This is a genomic window from Pseudogemmobacter sp. TB195 (assembly GCF_058313095.1).
Genome location: NZ_JBZEGG010000010.1, coordinates 150920 through 166389, shown reverse-complemented (window position 1 = coordinate 166389; position 15470 = coordinate 150920). Strand labels below are relative to the sequence as shown.

General features: G+C 63.5%; 15 protein-coding genes. 4 read left to right on the top strand and 11 right to left on the bottom strand.

The features are described from left to right. The first annotated feature begins 8 nt into the window (after positions 1-8). Complete coding sequence (locus AC4FS3_RS12330; protein WP_491020817.1) at positions 9-1097, top strand: isocitrate/isopropylmalate dehydrogenase family protein; 1089 nt, start codon at positions 9-11, stop codon at positions 1095-1097. Positions 1098-1153: 56 nt separating this feature from the next. Here the strand turns inward: AC4FS3_RS12330 and AC4FS3_RS12325 are convergent, their stop codons facing one another. Both AC4FS3_RS12325 and AC4FS3_RS12320 read right to left on the bottom strand, forming a co-directional pair. After that, a complete protein-coding gene (locus tag AC4FS3_RS12325) occupies positions 1154-2326 on the bottom strand; it encodes an MFS transporter (RefSeq protein ID WP_491020816.1) in 1173 nt (390 codons plus the stop codon). Between the two features lie 9 nt (positions 2327-2335). After that, positions 2336-3160, bottom strand: a complete 825-nt coding sequence (locus AC4FS3_RS12320) for an aldo/keto reductase (RefSeq protein WP_491020815.1) — start codon at positions 3158-3160, stop codon at positions 2336-2338. A gap of 140 nt (positions 3161-3300) precedes the next feature. On the opposite strand from AC4FS3_RS12320, the gene AC4FS3_RS12315 reads away from it, so the two are divergent. Together AC4FS3_RS12315 and AC4FS3_RS12310 are read left to right on the top strand one after the other, a co-directional pair. Continuing rightward, on the top strand, positions 3301-4224 hold the full coding sequence (locus AC4FS3_RS12315) for a LysR family transcriptional regulator (RefSeq protein ID WP_491020814.1): 924 nt from the start codon (positions 3301-3303) through the stop codon (positions 4222-4224). 208 nt (positions 4225-4432) lie between these two features. After that, positions 4433-4633 (top strand): hypothetical protein, encoded by a 201-nt coding sequence (locus AC4FS3_RS12310; RefSeq protein ID WP_491020813.1) that lies wholly within the window; start codon positions 4433-4435, stop codon positions 4631-4633. 1009 nt (positions 4634-5642) lie between these two features. On the opposite strand, the gene AC4FS3_RS12305 is transcribed toward AC4FS3_RS12310, so the two are convergent. From AC4FS3_RS12305 to AC4FS3_RS12275, 7 genes are all read right to left on the bottom strand, one after another. Continuing rightward, on the bottom strand, positions 5643-6473 hold the full coding sequence (locus AC4FS3_RS12305; RefSeq protein WP_491020812.1) for a 3-methyl-2-oxobutanoate hydroxymethyltransferase: 831 nt from the start codon (positions 6471-6473) through the stop codon (positions 5643-5645). Beyond that, complete coding sequence (rbsD, locus tag AC4FS3_RS12300) at positions 6473-6934, bottom strand: D-ribose pyranase (protein ID WP_491020811.1); 462 nt, start codon at positions 6932-6934, stop codon at positions 6473-6475. The genes AC4FS3_RS12305 and rbsD overlap by 1 nt, the downstream gene beginning before the upstream one ends. After that, a complete protein-coding gene (locus tag AC4FS3_RS12295; RefSeq protein WP_491020810.1) occupies positions 6931-7857 on the bottom strand; it encodes a ribokinase in 927 nt (308 codons plus the stop codon). The genes rbsD and AC4FS3_RS12295 overlap by 4 nt, the downstream gene beginning before the upstream one ends. Beyond that, a complete protein-coding gene (locus AC4FS3_RS12290; protein WP_491020809.1) occupies positions 7854-9389 on the bottom strand; it encodes a sugar ABC transporter ATP-binding protein in 1536 nt (511 codons plus the stop codon). Before AC4FS3_RS12290 ends, AC4FS3_RS12295 begins: the two co-directional genes overlap by 4 nt. Positions 9390-9463: 74 nt before the next feature. Continuing rightward, positions 9464-10429, bottom strand: a complete 966-nt coding sequence (locus AC4FS3_RS12285) for a sugar ABC transporter substrate-binding protein (protein WP_491020808.1) — start codon at positions 10427-10429, stop codon at positions 9464-9466. A 66-nt stretch (positions 10430-10495) separates the two neighbouring features. Then, the gene (locus AC4FS3_RS12280; RefSeq protein WP_491020807.1) at positions 10496-11509 is read right to left on the bottom strand and encodes an ABC transporter permease; all 1014 of its coding nucleotides are present in this window, start codon (positions 11507-11509) and stop codon (positions 10496-10498) included. Between the two features lie 92 nt (positions 11510-11601). Next, complete coding sequence (locus AC4FS3_RS12275) at positions 11602-12363, bottom strand: phytanoyl-CoA dioxygenase family protein (protein ID WP_198838677.1); 762 nt, start codon at positions 12361-12363, stop codon at positions 11602-11604. A gap of 146 nt (positions 12364-12509) precedes the next feature. On the opposite strand from AC4FS3_RS12275, the gene AC4FS3_RS12270 reads away from it, so the two are divergent. Then, positions 12510-13367, top strand: coding sequence for an AraC family transcriptional regulator (locus AC4FS3_RS12270; protein ID WP_491020806.1), 858 nt, complete (start codon positions 12510-12512; stop codon positions 13365-13367). Here the strand turns inward: AC4FS3_RS12270 and AC4FS3_RS12265 are convergent. Continuing rightward, positions 13344-14405, bottom strand: a complete 1062-nt coding sequence (locus AC4FS3_RS12265) for a threonine aldolase family protein (RefSeq protein ID WP_491020805.1) — start codon at positions 14403-14405, stop codon at positions 13344-13346. The two genes, AC4FS3_RS12270 and AC4FS3_RS12265, sit on opposite strands and share 24 nt — an antisense overlap. Further along, the gene (locus AC4FS3_RS12260; protein ID WP_491020804.1) at positions 14402-15436 is read right to left on the bottom strand and encodes a succinylglutamate desuccinylase/aspartoacylase family protein; all 1035 of its coding nucleotides are present in this window, start codon (positions 15434-15436) and stop codon (positions 14402-14404) included. The genes AC4FS3_RS12265 and AC4FS3_RS12260 overlap by 4 nt, the downstream gene beginning before the upstream one ends. Positions 15437-15470 lie beyond the last annotated feature (34 nt).

Below are 15470 nucleotides of genomic sequence, written 5' to 3'. Positions count from 1 at the left end.
GCGGCAAGATGAAAGAGATCTATGATATCGCGGTCGTCCCCGGGGATGGCATAGGCCCCGAAGTGGCGGCCGCCAGTGTCGAGGTGCTGCGCGCGGCCTTCGGGAATGACTGCCCCTTGCGCTTTGCCGATCATCCGGCGGGGGCCGAGCTTTACCGCCAGACCGGCGAGAGCTTTCCGGAAACCACCTTCCGCGCCTGTGCCGGGGCGGATGCGGTCTTGCATGGCGCGGCGGGAATTCCGGGCGTCGTCCATCCTGACGGGACCGAGGCAGGGCTGGATTTCACGCTGCGGCTGCGATTCGAGCTGGATCTTTTCGCCAATATCCGCCCGATCCGGCTTTATCCCGGGATCCGGTCGCCGCTGGCGGATGTGAAGCCCGGGGATATTGATTACATCATCCTGCGCGAGAACAGCGAAGGGCTTTACGCCGCCCGGGGCGCCGGCGCGCAGCTGCGCGGCGAGATGGCGGTGGATACTCTGGTCCAGACCCGCAAAGGTATTGAGCGCATCGTGCGCAAGGCGTTTGAGCTGGCGCGGGCCTCGAACGGGGCGCCTGCGGATGGTGTGAAGCGTGTCACCTGTGTCGACAAGGCCAATGTGCTGCGCAGCTACGCGTTCTTCCGCGCGATCTTTGACGAGGTGGCGGCGGAGTATCCCGATATTCAGGCCGAACATGGTCTGATCGACGCGATGGCGATGTATCTCGTGACAAAGCCCGGCCATTACAATGTGATCGTGACCGAGAATATGTTCGGTGACATCCTTTCGGATCTTGCTGCGGCGACGATTGGCGGCATGGGGCTTGCTCCTTCGGCCGAGGTTGGCGACGATCAGGGCTTGTTCCAGGCGGCGCATGGCTCGGCCCCGGATATCGCGGGCAAGGGGGTCGCGAACCCCTATGGCACCGTGCTTTCGGCGGCGTCGATGCTGGAATGGCTGGCGGCGCGGCATGAGGACAGCCGCCTCTCGGTGGCCGCGACCCGGATCCGTACTGCCGTCAGCGCGGCAATTGCCGATGGGCTGATCAGCCGCGATCTGGGCGGCGACAGCGGCAGTGCCGCCATCACCGAAGGGCTGCGCGCCCGCCTGACCTGATCTGGCGCTGCGCTGAAACGTGAAGGCGCGCAGCCTGAAAGCCGCGCGCCTTTATCTCATGCTTTGCAGGGCATCCCTGCCGGGTTCCGGCGGCTTATCCAGACCAGAGCCAGCCCCGCCGCCGCCGTCAATCCGCCTGCGACCGGCACCGCGCTATAGCCCAGATCCAGCGCGATCACTGCGCCACCAAGCGCCGCTCCGATGGCATTGCCGAGGTTGAAGGCACCGATATTCACCGAAGAGGCAAGGCCCGGCGCATCTGCTGCGGCCTGCATTACCCGCATCTGCACCGGCGGCACGATGGCAAAAGCGGCGGCCCCCCAGAGAAACAGCGTGATCGCGGCACCGGGAAGCGTGCCAAGGGTAAAGGGCGCGACCAGCATGATCAGTGAAAGCACAGCAAGGAAGATCGCCGTTGCCCCTTCCAGCGACCAGTCGGCCATCCGGCCGCCCAGCCAGTTCCCGAAGGTGAAGCCCAGCCCGATCAGCACCAGCGCCAGCGTCACAAACCCGTCCGACGCGCCCGCCAGGGTCGCCAGCACCGGCGCAACATAGGTGTAAAGTACGAACATCGCGCTGGCGCCAAGCACGGTCGTGGCAAGCGCCACCAGCACCGGCGGCCGTGTCAGCACGCGCAGCTCCCGCGCGACTTCGGGGCGCGCGCCGGCGGTGCCGGGCGGCAAAGCCAGCCACAGGGCCGCGATGGTCAGAAGGCCAAGCGCCGCCGTCCCGGCAAAGGCCTCGCGCCAGCCGGTCACCTGGCCGATCCATGTTGCGACCGGCACGCCGCCGATATTGGCGATGGTCAGGCCCATGAACATGGTCGCAACCGCGCTGGCCTGTTTCTCTTTCGGAACGAGGCTCGCAGCCACCACCGAGCCGAGGCCAAAGAACGCGCCATGGTTCAGGCTGGTCACCATGCGCGAGGCCAGCAGCGTCCAGTAATCAGGCGACAGCGCCGACATCAGATTTCCAAGGGTGAAAATCGCCATCAGCGCCATCAGCGCGGTGCGTTTGCCAAAGCGCGCGAAAAGGAGCGTCATGACCGGCGCCCCGACCATCACCCCGATGGCATAGGCACTGACCAGCATCCCGGCCGAAGGGATCGAGACATCGACCCCCCGCGCGATCACCGGCAGCATCCCCATCGGCGAGAATTCGGTCACGCCGATGGCAAAGGCCCCCACGGCGAGGGCCAGCAACGGCCAGTTCAGTTTGCGGTTTTCCATGGGCTATCCTCAGGCGGTCCAATCAGGTGCCAGACCTGCGGGCGAAACGATGCGGCCATCGGCGCGGGCAAGGCCGCTGATCGCTGCCATCTCGGACCCGGTCAGCTCAAAGTCAAAGATGTCGAAATTCTCGGTCACACGGGCAGGGTTGGCGGTTTTCGACAGGGCGACAAAGCCTTGCTGGATCAGCCAGCGCAGTCCGACCTGGGCGGCGGTCTTGCCATATCGTGCCCCGATCCCGGCGATCAGCGGATCCTTTGGCACCGCGCCATCGGCCATGCCGAAATAGGCGGTCAGGGATGTGCCGGTCTCCCGCGCCAGAGCGGCCATCTCTGACTGGTCAAGCCAGGGATGGATTTCGATCTGATTGGTCAGGATGGGGGCTGCACTGGCTGCGGTCGCCGCGCGCAGCTGGCTGCGGTTGTAATTGCTGACGCCGATATGCCGGGTCTTGCCCGCCGCCCGGGCCGCGTTCAGCCAGGCGATCTGTTGTGCAACCGGCACCTGATCGCCGGGCCAGTGCGCCAGCAAAAGATCAACCTGATCGACCCCGAGCTTTTCGAGACTTTCATCGACCGAAGCCGCAAAACGATCTGCGCTGTAATTTGCCACCCAGACCTTAGTGGTCAGGAACAGCTCGGCGCGTGGCAGGCCCGAGGCCTTCAGCGCCTGGCCCAGCGGGGCCTCGTTCTCATAGATCTGCGCCGTGTCGAAATGGCGAAACCCGGCCTCGATCGCCGCCGGGACGATGGTCTGCACCTCGGGGCCAGACATGCGGAACACGCCAAAGCCAAGCGCCGGGATCGTGGCCCCATGGGTCTTTACAAATTGCATCCTGTTCTCCTTTGCCAGATCCATCGGTCGGCTGGCGTTGCCCCCAGATAGACCCGCTGCGAGGGCTTGATAATTCCTCTGATCTTCGCATCATCTGTGAAATTATTTCCTGGATGCGCTGAGAGGGGCAGGGGACGAGGATGGACAACCGCGCAGGCGAGATGCAGGTGTTTTTGCGGGTGGTTGAATCCGGCAGTTTTTCCGAGGCGGCCCGGCAGCTGCTCATGACCCCTTCGACCGTCTCGAAACTGATCGGGCGGATCGAGACGCGGCTTGGTGTGCGGTTGCTGGAACGTTCGACCCGGCGGCTTTCGCTCACGGGCGAGGGGCAGGTCTATTATGAACGCAGCCTGAACCTGCTGGCCGAAATGGACGCGATCGAGGCCGATCTGCGCCAGGGCGCGGCCAGTATCACCGGCAAGGTGCGGATCTCGGCCTCGGTCGGGCTGGGGGTGGTGGCGATCCAGCCCCTGCTGCCGGAGTTCTGGCAGGAATATCCGAATATCACCCTGGATCTCTCGATCTCGGATGAGGTGGTGGATCTTTATCTTGACCGGACCGATGTGGCGTTTCGGGTGGGACGGCTGGCTAGCTCGGGACTGACCGCGATCCGTCTGGGCCATGCGGCGCGCAAAATCGTGGCCTCGCCCGACTATCTGCGCCGGCGGGGTGTGCCGCAAAGCGGTGCCGATCTGGCGGATCATGCCTGCCTTGGCCTTAATTTCCGCCGCTCATCGCCGGTCTGGCCGCTGCATGAGGGCGGGCGGATCATCGACAACCGCGTGAATGGCCCGCTTCTGGCCAATAATGGCGAGACGGTGCGTCAGATGGCACTTGCCGGAATGGGCCTTGCGCGCATGGGGGAGTTTCATATCCGCAAGGATCTGGCGCGCGGCACCCTCGTTGAGGTGCTCGCCGAGGCCGTCGACGGTGACAGTGAAGACGTGCATGCGGTCTTCCTGGGCGGTGATCACATGCCCCGCCGTGTCCGCGCCTTCCTTGATTTCATGACCCCCCGTCTGCGCGCGTTTCTGGAACAAGCGCCGGGATATCGCAGCAACTGATACCGTATCGGCATGGCATCCGCGTGACTGTGACGGGCTTGTCCGTCGGCAGAACCAGAGGCAAGACTTTCTCAAGCCAGGCAACAGTTGCTCACCCCTGGGGGCGAGACCTGGAAGCTTTCGAATTCAAAGCCCTTGGGGCATCGGCGAAAGGATTTTCGACCATGGCAAGGCGGTGGTTGTCTTCGCCCGGCATCAAGAAGGCGAAATGGCAGATCCGGTCGCGCGCCAGGCCGATGATCCGGTGCACTGGCGGATTGCCTGGGATCCTGCCAATACGCTGATCGGCGGTGCGGTGAAATATGGCCCCGATCTCAGGCTGAAGGATGAAACTCTGCTCCTCATCTTCTCGACGCGGATGATGTCTCCGGTTGGGATGGCGACGCGGAGTGCCGTGATGTTTCGATAATTTGGTCTCCTGAAGACCCATCTGAGGACGAGCCCCGTTCAGACAAGCGTGAATTTCTCGGGTGCACACGGAAGGCCGTGTGCTTTCATCGGTAAGATCTCGCAGGGCTATGGGGAGGCGGTGCTGATCGCCTGCACGTGGCTCCGTTCCCTCTGGAAAGTTCCGCAGCAGGCTATGGACGCCGCGGATATTACTATGACGGTGGTTCCAGCTCTGGTGCGGGCGGTGTAAAGACCCTGGCCCCGCCCTCTGGTACCCGGATTATTCGTCTCAATGCCTTCGCCAAAAGCCGAAATCGTATCGGTGTGTCTCGGGATAACCAGCACCACAGCTGGCCACCCGCTTACGTGAAAACTGATCCAGCGGGCGGCAGTAACTGATCAGTGCAGGCGCGCATGGGGGTGTTCGGGACTGGGCCGAAACGCTTCACGTGATCGGGTCACCCCTGCTGTCCCCATCCTTGCCATCGCAATTCCTGTTGTGAAGGTGGATCAGCCGGGGAGCGTAGTTGGTCGAGCGTTTGGAGCAGAGCGTGTGAGGCGCCAGCAGATATCGAAATCGGCCTCCCTTTTCTTGCTCTGCGGGCTATCTGTGTCGGTGGAACAGTGCAGGCCCCGCACTGGTTCAAACCCGGCCGCCCGGTAGCGCCAGGGGACGGATTGACCGAAACATGGTGCAGCCGCTCTGGAGCCATCCGCTGATGTATGCCGGATCCGGTCTGCCGCGCGACTATGCGAGGTGAGGAACAGAAAATGCCTTGGGCCCTGCGCTTTGTCACCGCGCTGAAGCGTTGCGCAAATTGGCTTGCAGCGCCAGACAGGCGACAGTGCCGGCTTGCAGAGTTTGCGCGACACCCAGGACTGCAACGCGGCAGGTGTATGAGGGCAGGGACCCTCACCTGACCAGAAGGCGACGGGGGCCGGCTTCGGTCGCCAGGTGACCGAAGCCCGAAGTCAGGTTGTCGGGTCTCGCCCAGTGCGGGCGTCTGCCCTTTCGCGCGGCCGGCAGATCAGCGGGCACTGCTGAGCCGGTCGAGCAGCGCGTCGAGCTCCGGGTCGCTCTCGGGGTGGATCAGCTCGCCGGGCGACGGATAGCTGCCGCCGGCGACCTCGCTGCGAAAGGCCGTAAGCGCCCTTTGTCGTTCGATGACGATCTGCTGACGCAGGCTGGCCACATCCCCCCAGGAGCGGGCATGGCGTGGCAGGCGCGGGCTGTCGCCAATGATGTCCGAGGTGAACAGGAACGCCACATCACCGCCCGGGCCTGAGCCGAGCGAGACGGTGACCAGCCCCGATTTGCGGGTGATGGCCGAAAGCAAAGGTGCTGCGACCAGTTCGGCCTCGACCGCGAAGGCTCCGGCCTCTTCGAGACGGCGAAAGCGATGCCAGAGCTCTTCTGCCTCGCCAGGCTCGCGCCCGACGCCGCGGGTGAGGCCAGTCCAGGTGCTTTTCCGGGGCACGAATCCCAGATGGCCCATGACGGGGATATCTTCCGCCGCCAGCAGGCTGACGACCGAAAGGCGGCGCGCGGTGATGACCGCATCGGCGCCATCGGTCAGGGCGCGAAAGGCGGTGCGCAGGATCTCATCTTCGGTGATGGCTTCAGCGAAACCAAGCGCCGCCGTCACAAAGACCCGTTTCGATCCGCGTCGGACGGTTGTCACATTGGCAGCACGGCAGACCACCATCTCGATCCCGGCGGCCTCGGCGGCTGCGGCCTCTTCTGCGGTATCGGCGGTGACCTGGGCGTGGCGGGCGGGGGTGCCTTTCCCCGCCCGGAGCGAGCCGACGGTCACCATGCGCTCGGCCGGTTGCGCGGCCCAGTCAAAGATCTTCGGCATCAGGCTTTCAGCTTCCGCGCATATTCCGGCGGTGCGATCACGCCCGGCTTGTCGAACCATTTCGGCACATCTACACCTGACCACAGCAGGATATTGCCCCAGGGATCAAAAGCCCCGGTACGCACAATCACCTTGGCCTGCGCCGCCATCGCACCCAGAATATTGGCATGGGTGGTCATCTCGTGATCGGCATCGGGGAAGAGTGTCTTCACTTTATCCAGCAAGACCGGGTTGTTCGTTGGCAGGTTGTCAGCATAGCCGACTTTCTCAGCCACGAAATCCGAAGCGATCAGCGACAGCACCTGGCCCAGATCCGGCAGGTCTTTCTCGATCGCGAGATCGACGCGCCAGGTCGTGTCGGGGATCGGGAAGCCTGCGTCACAGACGATCATCAGATCGCCATGCCCTATCGAGGCAATGGCATGGTTCAGTTCAGCGTTCAGAATGCGACCGCGTTTCATTGGATTTCCTTCGCAAAGGCTTCGATTTCATGGCGCCGCCCCAGTGACGGCACCACGCCGAGTTTCGTGCAGGCCCAGGAGCCACAAAGCGTGCCATAGCGCGCGGCCTCGGGGATGGATTTCCCCTCGGCCAGCGCCACGGCAAAGCCCGAACAGAAGGCATCGCCCGCGCCCGTGGTATCGACTACCGCGACTTCCGGGGCGCGAATATGCAGGTCGTGCTCGTCCGAGAGGATCAGAACGCCCTCGCGGCCAAGCGTCACCACCACGGTGCCAACGCCCAGACGGCGCAGACGGATCGCGAGGTCGCGAGAAGGGCTCGGGTCGTCAGGTTTCAGGCCCAGAAGGATCCGCAGTTCGCTTTCATTCGGGATCAGCACATCGACATGTTTGAAGATCGAAGGGTGCAGCGCGCGAGCCGGGGCCGGGTTCAGCACTGTCCGCGCGCCTGAGGCTTTGCCCAGTTCCATCGCGCGCGAGGCGGCGGCATCGGGGATCTCAAGCACCGTCATCACCACATCCGACATGGCCAGCCGGTCGGCGGATTTGTCGACCTGGGCGGCATCCATCGCGTTATTCGCGCCCATATCGAGGATGATGAAATTATTGCCCTCGGTGTTCAGAATGATGAACCCCACCCCGGTCGCGCGGTCCGGCAACTCGGTCACATGGCGGGCGTTCACCCCTTCGGCGCGGTACATATCGGTGGCAATCTTTGCCAGCGCGTCATTCCCCACACAGGTGACCAGCGCGGAATCCGCCCCAAGCCGTGCCGTGGCAACCGCCTGGTTCGACCCTTTGCCCCCAGGGCCCATATCGAAATCGGACCCGAGAATTGTCTGACCAAATATCGGCAGGGTGGGGGTTCTGATCGTCATCCCAACCGCAAAACTGCCGACAACGGTAATAACCGGTTTCTTCATGCTGCCCCCTCCACTTCGGACAGATGTGCGGGCTGCACACTCGCCGCCATCATCAGATTTTGCTCGGAAATCTCCGCCCCGGTGAAATCGCGCGAGACCTGGCCATGCGCCATCATCACCACGCGGTTCGCGTGCAGGACGAGTTCGGGCAGTTCGGACGAGATCATCAGTACCGCCAGTCCTTCTCCCGCCAGGCGCTTCAGGATCGCGTAGATCTCGGCTTTCGCGCCGACATCGATGCCCCGGGTTGGTTCATGCAGGATCAGAACCTTCGGCTCTGAGACAATCCCGCGCGACAGGATGATCTTCTGTTGATTGCCGCCCGAAAGCGTGCCCATCACCTGGCCTGGCCCGGATACGCGCGCATCAAAGGCGCGGATCTGCTGACCGGCGGTTTCCCCGATCAGGTCATTCCGCAAAACGCCGATCTTCGAGTGGCGGTCGAGCGTCGAGGACACCACATTCTGCGCCACCGACATCGACAAAAGCGCGCCGCCGTTGCGGCGATCCGCCGGGATCAGTGCGATTCCGGCCCGAATGGCAGCCATCGGCTTTTGCGCCGGCAGGGTCTGGCCGGCAATCGTCACGGTGCCCGAACGCGGGCAGAGGCCGAAAATCGCCTCGGCCAGAATATCCTTGCCGCTGCCGGGCAGGCCGCCGATCCCAAGGATCTCGCCGGGGCGCAGATCAAGCGAGACGCCCTTGATCTCGCCCGCCACCCGGAAGTCGCGCAGGGACAGAACGGGCGCCGTGTCGCGCGGCGGATGGGTCAGCCCGTAAGGCGCGGCATCCCCCAGATCGCGCCCGACCATCGCGGCCACCAGATGCGGCACCTCGATACCGGTCAGATCGGTGATGCTTTCGACCAGCTCGCCGTCACGCATGACACTGATCCGGTCGGAGAGCGCCAGCACCTCATTCAGGTGATGCGAGATATAGACAATCGCGACACCGTCCGCGCGCAGCTGGCGCATGATGTTGAACAGGTGTTCGGATTCATGCGGCGAGAGCGCCGAATTCGGCTCATCCAGCACCAGAACCCGCACTTCGCGGGCCAGCGCGCGGGCGATCTCGACCAGCTGCATCTGTGCCACTGACAGATCGCGCAAAGGTGTCGCGGGGTCGATATCCATGCCGAGCCGGGCGAGGATTTCACGCGATTGTCCCTGGGCGCGCGCCCGCCGGATCAGCTGCCAGGACGGGATCTCTGCCAGCGCCGGCAGCATCACATTCTCGCCGACCGAGAGATTGCGGCACAAAGACAGTTCCTGGAACACCACGGCAATCCCGCGGCGCCGCGCGTCCAGCGGCGAGGACAGCCGCAGGGGTTTGCCATCCAGCACAAGCGTGCCCTCGCTAGGCGCCAGAACGCCCGCGAGAATATTCATAAGCGTCGATTTTCCCGCGCCGTTCTCACCGATCACGGCGTGAATCTCGCCCGGGGTCAGCGACAGCGACACATTCGAGAGTGCGCGCACACCGGGGAAAGATTTGCCGATCCGCTGAAAACTGACGACGGGGGACCTGTCCATCTGCATTCCGTGCCGATCTGTTCAGAAACTGTCCGGGAAACGTCCCGGGCCCTGACGAGCCCGGGACGCTTTGATCAGTTCACGTCTGCGATATTTGCAGAGGTGAAGATGCCGACGCCGGTGTCGAGATCGTCAATGGTCTCGCCGTTGAGGAACTTTGCCAGCAGATCAACGGCAGCAAAGCCCTGGGCTTCCGGAGCCTGGTCGATGGTCGCCTGGATCACCCCGTTCTCGACGAATTCAACCGTCTGGTCGAGCAGGTCGAAACCGACGATCTTGACCTCGCCCGCGCGGCCATTGCGATCTACCCAGGAACCGGCTGCCGGAGTGGTGCAGCATTCTAGGCTCAGAAGCCCCGAGATTTCCGGGTTGCCAAGCATCGCGTTTTCAATCGCGGCATACATTTCCTGCGGATCGGTGCCGGTATTGACGGTCTGCACCACCTCGGCCCCGGGGCAATTTGCTGCCATCGCCTCGCGCGCGCCGCTTTCGCGGTCGAGCGACCATTGCGCGGCCGCGTCCAGCGTCAGGATCAGCAGCTTGCCCTCGGGATGAACCTCACACATCAGCTTGCCGGCTTCGCGGCCCGACTGAATCAGATCCTGGCCGGCGAATGCGATGCGTTTGCTGTCGGGATTGTCGGTGTTGTAGGTAATGACCGGGATGCCCGCCTCGACCACGCGGTCGATGATCGGTGCCAGCGCATCGGTCGAGACCGAGGAAATTGCCAGCCCGTCCATCGTGTCCAGCAGCGCCTCGATCTCGTTGATCTGGCCATCGGCACCTGCGCCAACCGGACCGATGAATTTCGCTTTGACCTTGTCCAGCGCATCGCCGCGCTCGACGCCTGCGCGGATCTGCGGCGCGAATTCATTCGAGACATCGTGATACGAGACAAAGATGTTCAGCTCTTCGCTCGCAGCCACCTTTTCGGCGATCCGCGGCGCCAGGGCGAAATCCTTGACATTGATCGGGTCAGCCCCGGCCAGCATCGGCCAGGCAAGGCCCGCCACAAGCGCGGTTCCAAGCAGTTTCTTCATCTGAGTTCCTCCCTCTTTGTTGTTTTCGATCATGCCCTCCCGCATGATCGCCCCTGTCGGGGTCCTTCAGATCCGGCGTTCCCGGATGGTCCATTTGTCGATGGCAACCGCGACGACGATGACGAGGCCGATCAGGAATTCCTGGGCGAATGGCGAAACCCCGGTCAGCACCAGCCCGTTGCGTAAGACGCCGATGATCAGCACACCAAGGATGGTGCCGATGATGGTGCCTTCACCGCCCGCAAGCGATGTGCCGCCGACAATTGTTGCCGCGATCACGTCCAGCTCCAGTCCCAGTCCGGTGCGCCCTGCCTGGCCCGAGGGCAGGAAGGCGATCGACAGGATACCGGCAAAGGCCGCGAGGCCACCCATCAGCGCAAAGGCTGCGATCTTGACGCGCTCGACCGAGATCCCGGAGACGCGTGCCGCCTTGGTCGATCCGCCCACCGCCAGCACGCGAAAGCCAAACGAGGTCCGCGCCAGCAGGAACCAGCCCGCCAGCGCGATCAGGGCAAAGAATACAAGCTGCATCGGGATGCCGCCAACCGAGCCCTGACCAAGGAAGGTGAACTGCGCCAGCACATCCGGCGCGGCGCCGTTTTTGGCGTTGACGGTCACCGGGCGGCCATCTGTCAGGATCAGTGCTGCACCGCGCACCATCGACAACATGCCAAGCGTCGCGATCAGCGAGGGCAGCCGCCCATAGGTCGACAAAAGCCCGTTGATGATGCCGATCACAATCCCGGCCAGGATGCCCAGCACCAGGGCGGCAAGAAGCCCATAGCCGGCGACGATCACCATGCCGGTCACCAGGCCGCAAAACGCATAAATCGACCCCACGGAGAGGTCGACTTCGCCCGAGGCGAGCACGAAGGTCATGCCGACCGCCATGATCCCCAGAAGCGAGACCTGACGCCCGATATTCAGGAGATTGTTGGTCGTGAGAAAGCGGTCATTCAGCAGCGTCAGTGCAATACACATGACCAAAAGAGCCAGCGCGACGCCGGTTTCGCGCCCGCCGAACCGCAGGAACCGCTTTTTTGCCGCTTTTGCGGCAGGCTGTGCCAGAGATCCTGTCATCAGCTTCCTTTCCGGGATGGCCGCAATCAGGGCCTTTCTGGGATGGCGAATGGCCCGCCGTCGCGGGCCATAATGGCTCAGGAGAACCGAAGTCAGGCAGCCATGAAGCTGCCGGCAGGAACCGGCTTCATCTCTTCGTAATTGCCGTATTCACGCAAACGGGCGAAGGGCGCATTCGAGACGGCGTTATAAGAGCAAATGTAACCCCAGCGATAGGTGTCGCTGTTGTTCGCATCCGAGCGGTGCAGCAGATTGCCGTGGAACACCAGCGCGTCGCCGGCTTCCATCTCGACATAAAGATGCTCGTAACGCTCGATGGCGGCTTCGAGATGGGTGCGCGCCACATTGGTCTGACCGTCTTCGCGGACGTGATCCAGACGGCCGAGCTTATGCGTGCCGCTCAGCACCTGAAGGCAGCCGTTTTCTTTCGTCGCCTTGTCCAGCGAGATGTAGATCGACAGCATATCGGGGCGCAGACAGCCATTGTTGTACCAATAGCCGAAATCCTGGTGCCATTCCCAGGCGCCGCCCTCGCGGGGCTGCTTCATCGTCATTTTGTGGCTGTAGAGATAGCTTTCTTCGCCCAGCAGCGCTTCGGCCTGCAACACCATGCGCTGGTCACGGGCCAGAAGCCCGTATTTGTCATCGCCGGCGGTGTTCCACATCTTCAGAAGCGTGCTTTTGCCATCGCGGTCACCCTTGGCCATGACACTGCCTTCGCGGGCCTCTTCTTCAAGCTGCTTGCGGGCGTGGTCCCGGAAATTGGTGACTTCTTCGGCTGAAAGCAGCCCTTTGACGATATAGAAGCCATCTTCCGCATAGCGGTTCTGCTGGTCCCTGGTCGGCATGAGCATGACCCGGCCCTCCCTCTGTCTTCGAAATGAAATCCGATCCTCCGGACCGCGCGCCATGGCTGCAGCGGCCCCTCCTGTGGCGGTTATGACCTGTCGGGCGCCATTCTAAAATGGACTCTCAGATCAATTATTTGTACAAAACGCGCATGATTGCGCTCCGCGAAAAACGAACGGTTTTTGTCGAAAACCTGCATACGCTGCCCGATCCCCGCTGGGACGGCGCAGTCACCCGTGTGGCCCGGGCGGGCCATGTGATCTGTGGCCCGGATTATGCGATCAGCCGGATGTCCTCGCCGGGTTTCGATCTGCTGTATTGCCGGGAAGGGCAGGGCACGATCCGCATCGGTGACGAGCTGCGCCGGATCGGCCCCTCGACCTGCGCGGTGATTGCGGGCGATCAGCCGCATGGCCATTTCGCCGACCGACAGGATCCCTGGGTGCTGTACTGGCTGCGTATCACCGGGGCCGAGGCGACAGAAATGATGCGCCTGCTGTTCGGCCCCGGGGGGCGGATCCCGATTGCGCGCGGGGCATCGGTTACCGACTGGTTTTCCCGCCTCTTTGATCTGATGCGCGCGCGCGGCACGAACCAGGACCTGCTGATCAACCGGCAGATCGGCGAACTCTGGTCCCTGCTGAATGCTGAAAGACTGGCGCTTGAAAGCGACCGCCTGCCGCCCGCGCTGATGCGCCTGATCGCCGCGATGGGTGCCCGCCCCGAGCTGCGCTGGACGGCGGAAGACATGGTCGTAACAGCCCGGATGAGCGCGGCACAGCTGCGCCGGCTGTTCAGCGCGCATCTGCAGACGACACCGCGCGACTGGCTCCGGCGGCAGCGGATCCAGCGCGCTCAGGATCTGCTGCTGCGCCAGGGGGTCACGGTCTCGGCGGTCGCTGAGGCCTGCGGCTTCAGCGACATCTACCATTTCAGCCGTGAATTTCGCCGGGTGGTCGGTCTGTCACCGACCGCCTGGCGTCAGTCAGATGGCGGCGGCGGTTTGTGAGACCTTGTCACTTTGCCCGAGGATGCCGGGCAGCACCGCCGCCAGCCGTTCGATATCCGCACCGCTTGTGGCATGGGAGGTGACCAGCCGGATCGCGGTCAGCCCGTCTGACCGGGCAATGAGATAATGCGCGAAACCGGCCTGGTTCAGCGCTTCGCTCTGCCCGGCGGTGGCGGCAAAAAACAGCATATTTGCTTCGACCGGATAAAGCGGGATGTGACCTGCGGCCCGCATAAGACCGGCAAGCTGGCTCGCCATGGCGTTGCTATGCGCGGCCAGCCGCAGCCAGAGGTCATTTTCCAGCCAGGCTTCGATCTGGGCCGAAAGGAACCAGAGCCGCGATGCCAGATGCCCGGCGCGTTTCATCAGCCTGTCAAATCCGGCGGCCTGATCGGGGTTGAAGATCAGAACCGCTTCGGCCCCGGGCGCACCGCTTTTGGTCGCGCCGAGACAGAGGATGTCGACGCCGGCGCGCCAGCTCAGATCCGCCGGTGTACTGCCGGTTGTCGCCAGCGCATTGGCAAAGCGGGTGCCATCCATATGGACGCCCAGCCCGGCCGCCCGTGCCGGCCCGGTCAGCGCCCGGATATCGGCGGCGCGGTAGGCGGTGCCCAGTTCCGTGCACTGGCTGAGCGAGAGTACAGCCGGTCGCAGCCGGTGCGGATCCTGGCTGTCATGAAGGGGTGGCAGATCGTCGGGCGAGATCCTGCCGTCGCGCGCCCCAACGGGCAGCAGCCGGGCCCCCGACTGGAATTCAACCGCGCCGCATTCGTCGAGATTGATATGGGAGTCGCGATGGCAGATCACTTCGGCAAAACGTGGCGCGAGCTGTGTCAGGGCCAGCGCATTCGCCGCCGTCCCGGAAAACAACGGGAAAAAGCGCAGATCGCGGTCAAAGACCTCGCAAAAGCGGCCTTCGACCCTTTGCGTGATCTCATCCGCTGCATAGGGCGAATGACCCTGGCGCAGCACGGGCGCGAGGGCATCGAGCAGCTCCGGCGATGGCGGGCAACTGTTATCAGACCGGAAATCAGTCATTTCAGCGCCTTGATCCCCGCAAGGACCGCCGCGCGCGGTGTCTCCTCCAGCAACTGGAACAGGCAGTCACCAGGCAGGCAGCGCCCCATTGCGCGGACCACCGCCACGATCCCGTCGCTGGTGAAATGCAAGGCGACGGGGGGATCTTCCGGGCGTTCCGGCCGGTGGATCCAGCCGGCAGGCTGACCCTTTTCCACCACATCGCCGGGCTCTGCCAGGGGCTCGAACACGCCTTCCCCGGGGGCATAGGTGAAATGGGCCTGCGTGTTGAAGACGAAGCGGGTTGCGATTTCCGCCCGCCATTCCGCAGCCATTTCCAGGATGCCGAGATGGTCGAGGAGGCGGTAGATACAGCGCTCGGCCACATTCAGATCAGCGGCATTCAGCGCGCCGCCGCCGCCAAATTCGCCCGAGAGATGCATGACCCCTTTGCGCAAAGCCGCCCGTCCGGCGACCGGCGCGGCAGGTATCCCGGCCTGTGCCCAGGACAGTGGCGCATTCATGGCCTCAAGAGCGGCGAAGGTCCTGGCCGCCATCGCGGGATCACAGCTCAGATCGGCATAGGAACAGGAAAGGTGGCGCAGCGAACTGCCCCCCGAATGCAGATCCAGCATCGCGTCACATAGCGGCAACAGCTCTTCGGCGACGAACGCCGCAATCTGCCCGGTCGGGGTGTCGGTATAGTGATCCCCAAAGCTGCGGTTGAGATTGCCACCATCAAGCGGAGAAGTGCGCTGGCCCGCGACAACAGCTGGCAGATTTGCCGCCGGCAGAACGAGGATCCGGCCCTTAATGCGGCTGACATCGAGGCTGCGGATCAGCCGCGTCAGAGCCAGCTGACCCTCATATTCATCCCCATGCGAGCCCGCCATCAGAAGGATCGTCGGCCCCTCGCCATTGGCGAAAACCGCAAAAGGAATAGCGATTGTGCCATAGGCGGAACGATGGACAGAATGCTCGACACGGATCCAGCCGACCTGGCGCCCCTGGGCGCTCAGGTCCGGCTCACACCAGACGGAGGTGAGGGACATGCAGTTCTCCGGTTATGAGGACGGTGACCGGGTT

Bases quoted from the DNA above. Each gene is read 5' to 3' on its own strand.
- AC4FS3_RS12330 (WP_491020817.1), top strand. From the start codon at position 9: ATGAAAGAGATCTATGATATCGCGGTCGTCCCCGGGGATGGCATAGGC.
- AC4FS3_RS12325 (WP_491020816.1), bottom strand. From the start codon at position 2,326: ATGGAAAACCGCAAACTGAACTGGCCGTTGCTGGCCCTCGCCGTGGGG.
- AC4FS3_RS12320 (WP_491020815.1), bottom strand. From the start codon at position 3,160: ATGCAATTTGTAAAGACCCATGGGGCCACGATCCCGGCGCTTGGCTTT.
- AC4FS3_RS12315 (WP_491020814.1), top strand. From the start codon at position 3,301: ATGGACAACCGCGCAGGCGAGATGCAGGTGTTTTTGCGGGTGGTTGAA.
- AC4FS3_RS12310 (WP_491020813.1), top strand. From the start codon at position 4,433: ATGGCAGATCCGGTCGCGCGCCAGGCCGATGATCCGGTGCACTGGCGG.
- AC4FS3_RS12305 (WP_491020812.1), bottom strand. From the start codon at position 6,473: ATGCCGAAGATCTTTGACTGGGCCGCGCAACCGGCCGAGCGCATGGTG.
- rbsD (WP_491020811.1), bottom strand. From the start codon at position 6,934: ATGAAACGCGGTCGCATTCTGAACGCTGAACTGAACCATGCCATTGCC.
- AC4FS3_RS12295 (WP_491020810.1), bottom strand. From the start codon at position 7,857: ATGAAGAAACCGGTTATTACCGTTGTCGGCAGTTTTGCGGTTGGGATG.
- AC4FS3_RS12290 (WP_491020809.1), bottom strand. From the start codon at position 9,389: ATGGACAGGTCCCCCGTCGTCAGTTTTCAGCGGATCGGCAAATCTTTC.
- AC4FS3_RS12285 (WP_491020808.1), bottom strand. From the start codon at position 10,429: ATGAAGAAACTGCTTGGAACCGCGCTTGTGGCGGGCCTTGCCTGGCCG.
- AC4FS3_RS12280 (WP_491020807.1), bottom strand. From the start codon at position 11,509: ATGACAGGATCTCTGGCACAGCCTGCCGCAAAAGCGGCAAAAAAGCGG.
- AC4FS3_RS12275 (WP_198838677.1), bottom strand. From the start codon at position 12,363: ATGCTCATGCCGACCAGGGACCAGCAGAACCGCTATGCGGAAGATGGC.
- AC4FS3_RS12270 (WP_491020806.1), top strand. From the start codon at position 12,510: ATGATTGCGCTCCGCGAAAAACGAACGGTTTTTGTCGAAAACCTGCAT.
- AC4FS3_RS12265 (WP_491020805.1), bottom strand. From the start codon at position 14,405: ATGACTGATTTCCGGTCTGATAACAGTTGCCCGCCATCGCCGGAGCTG.
- AC4FS3_RS12260 (WP_491020804.1), bottom strand. From the start codon at position 15,436: ATGTCCCTCACCTCCGTCTGGTGTGAGCCGGACCTGAGCGCCCAGGGG.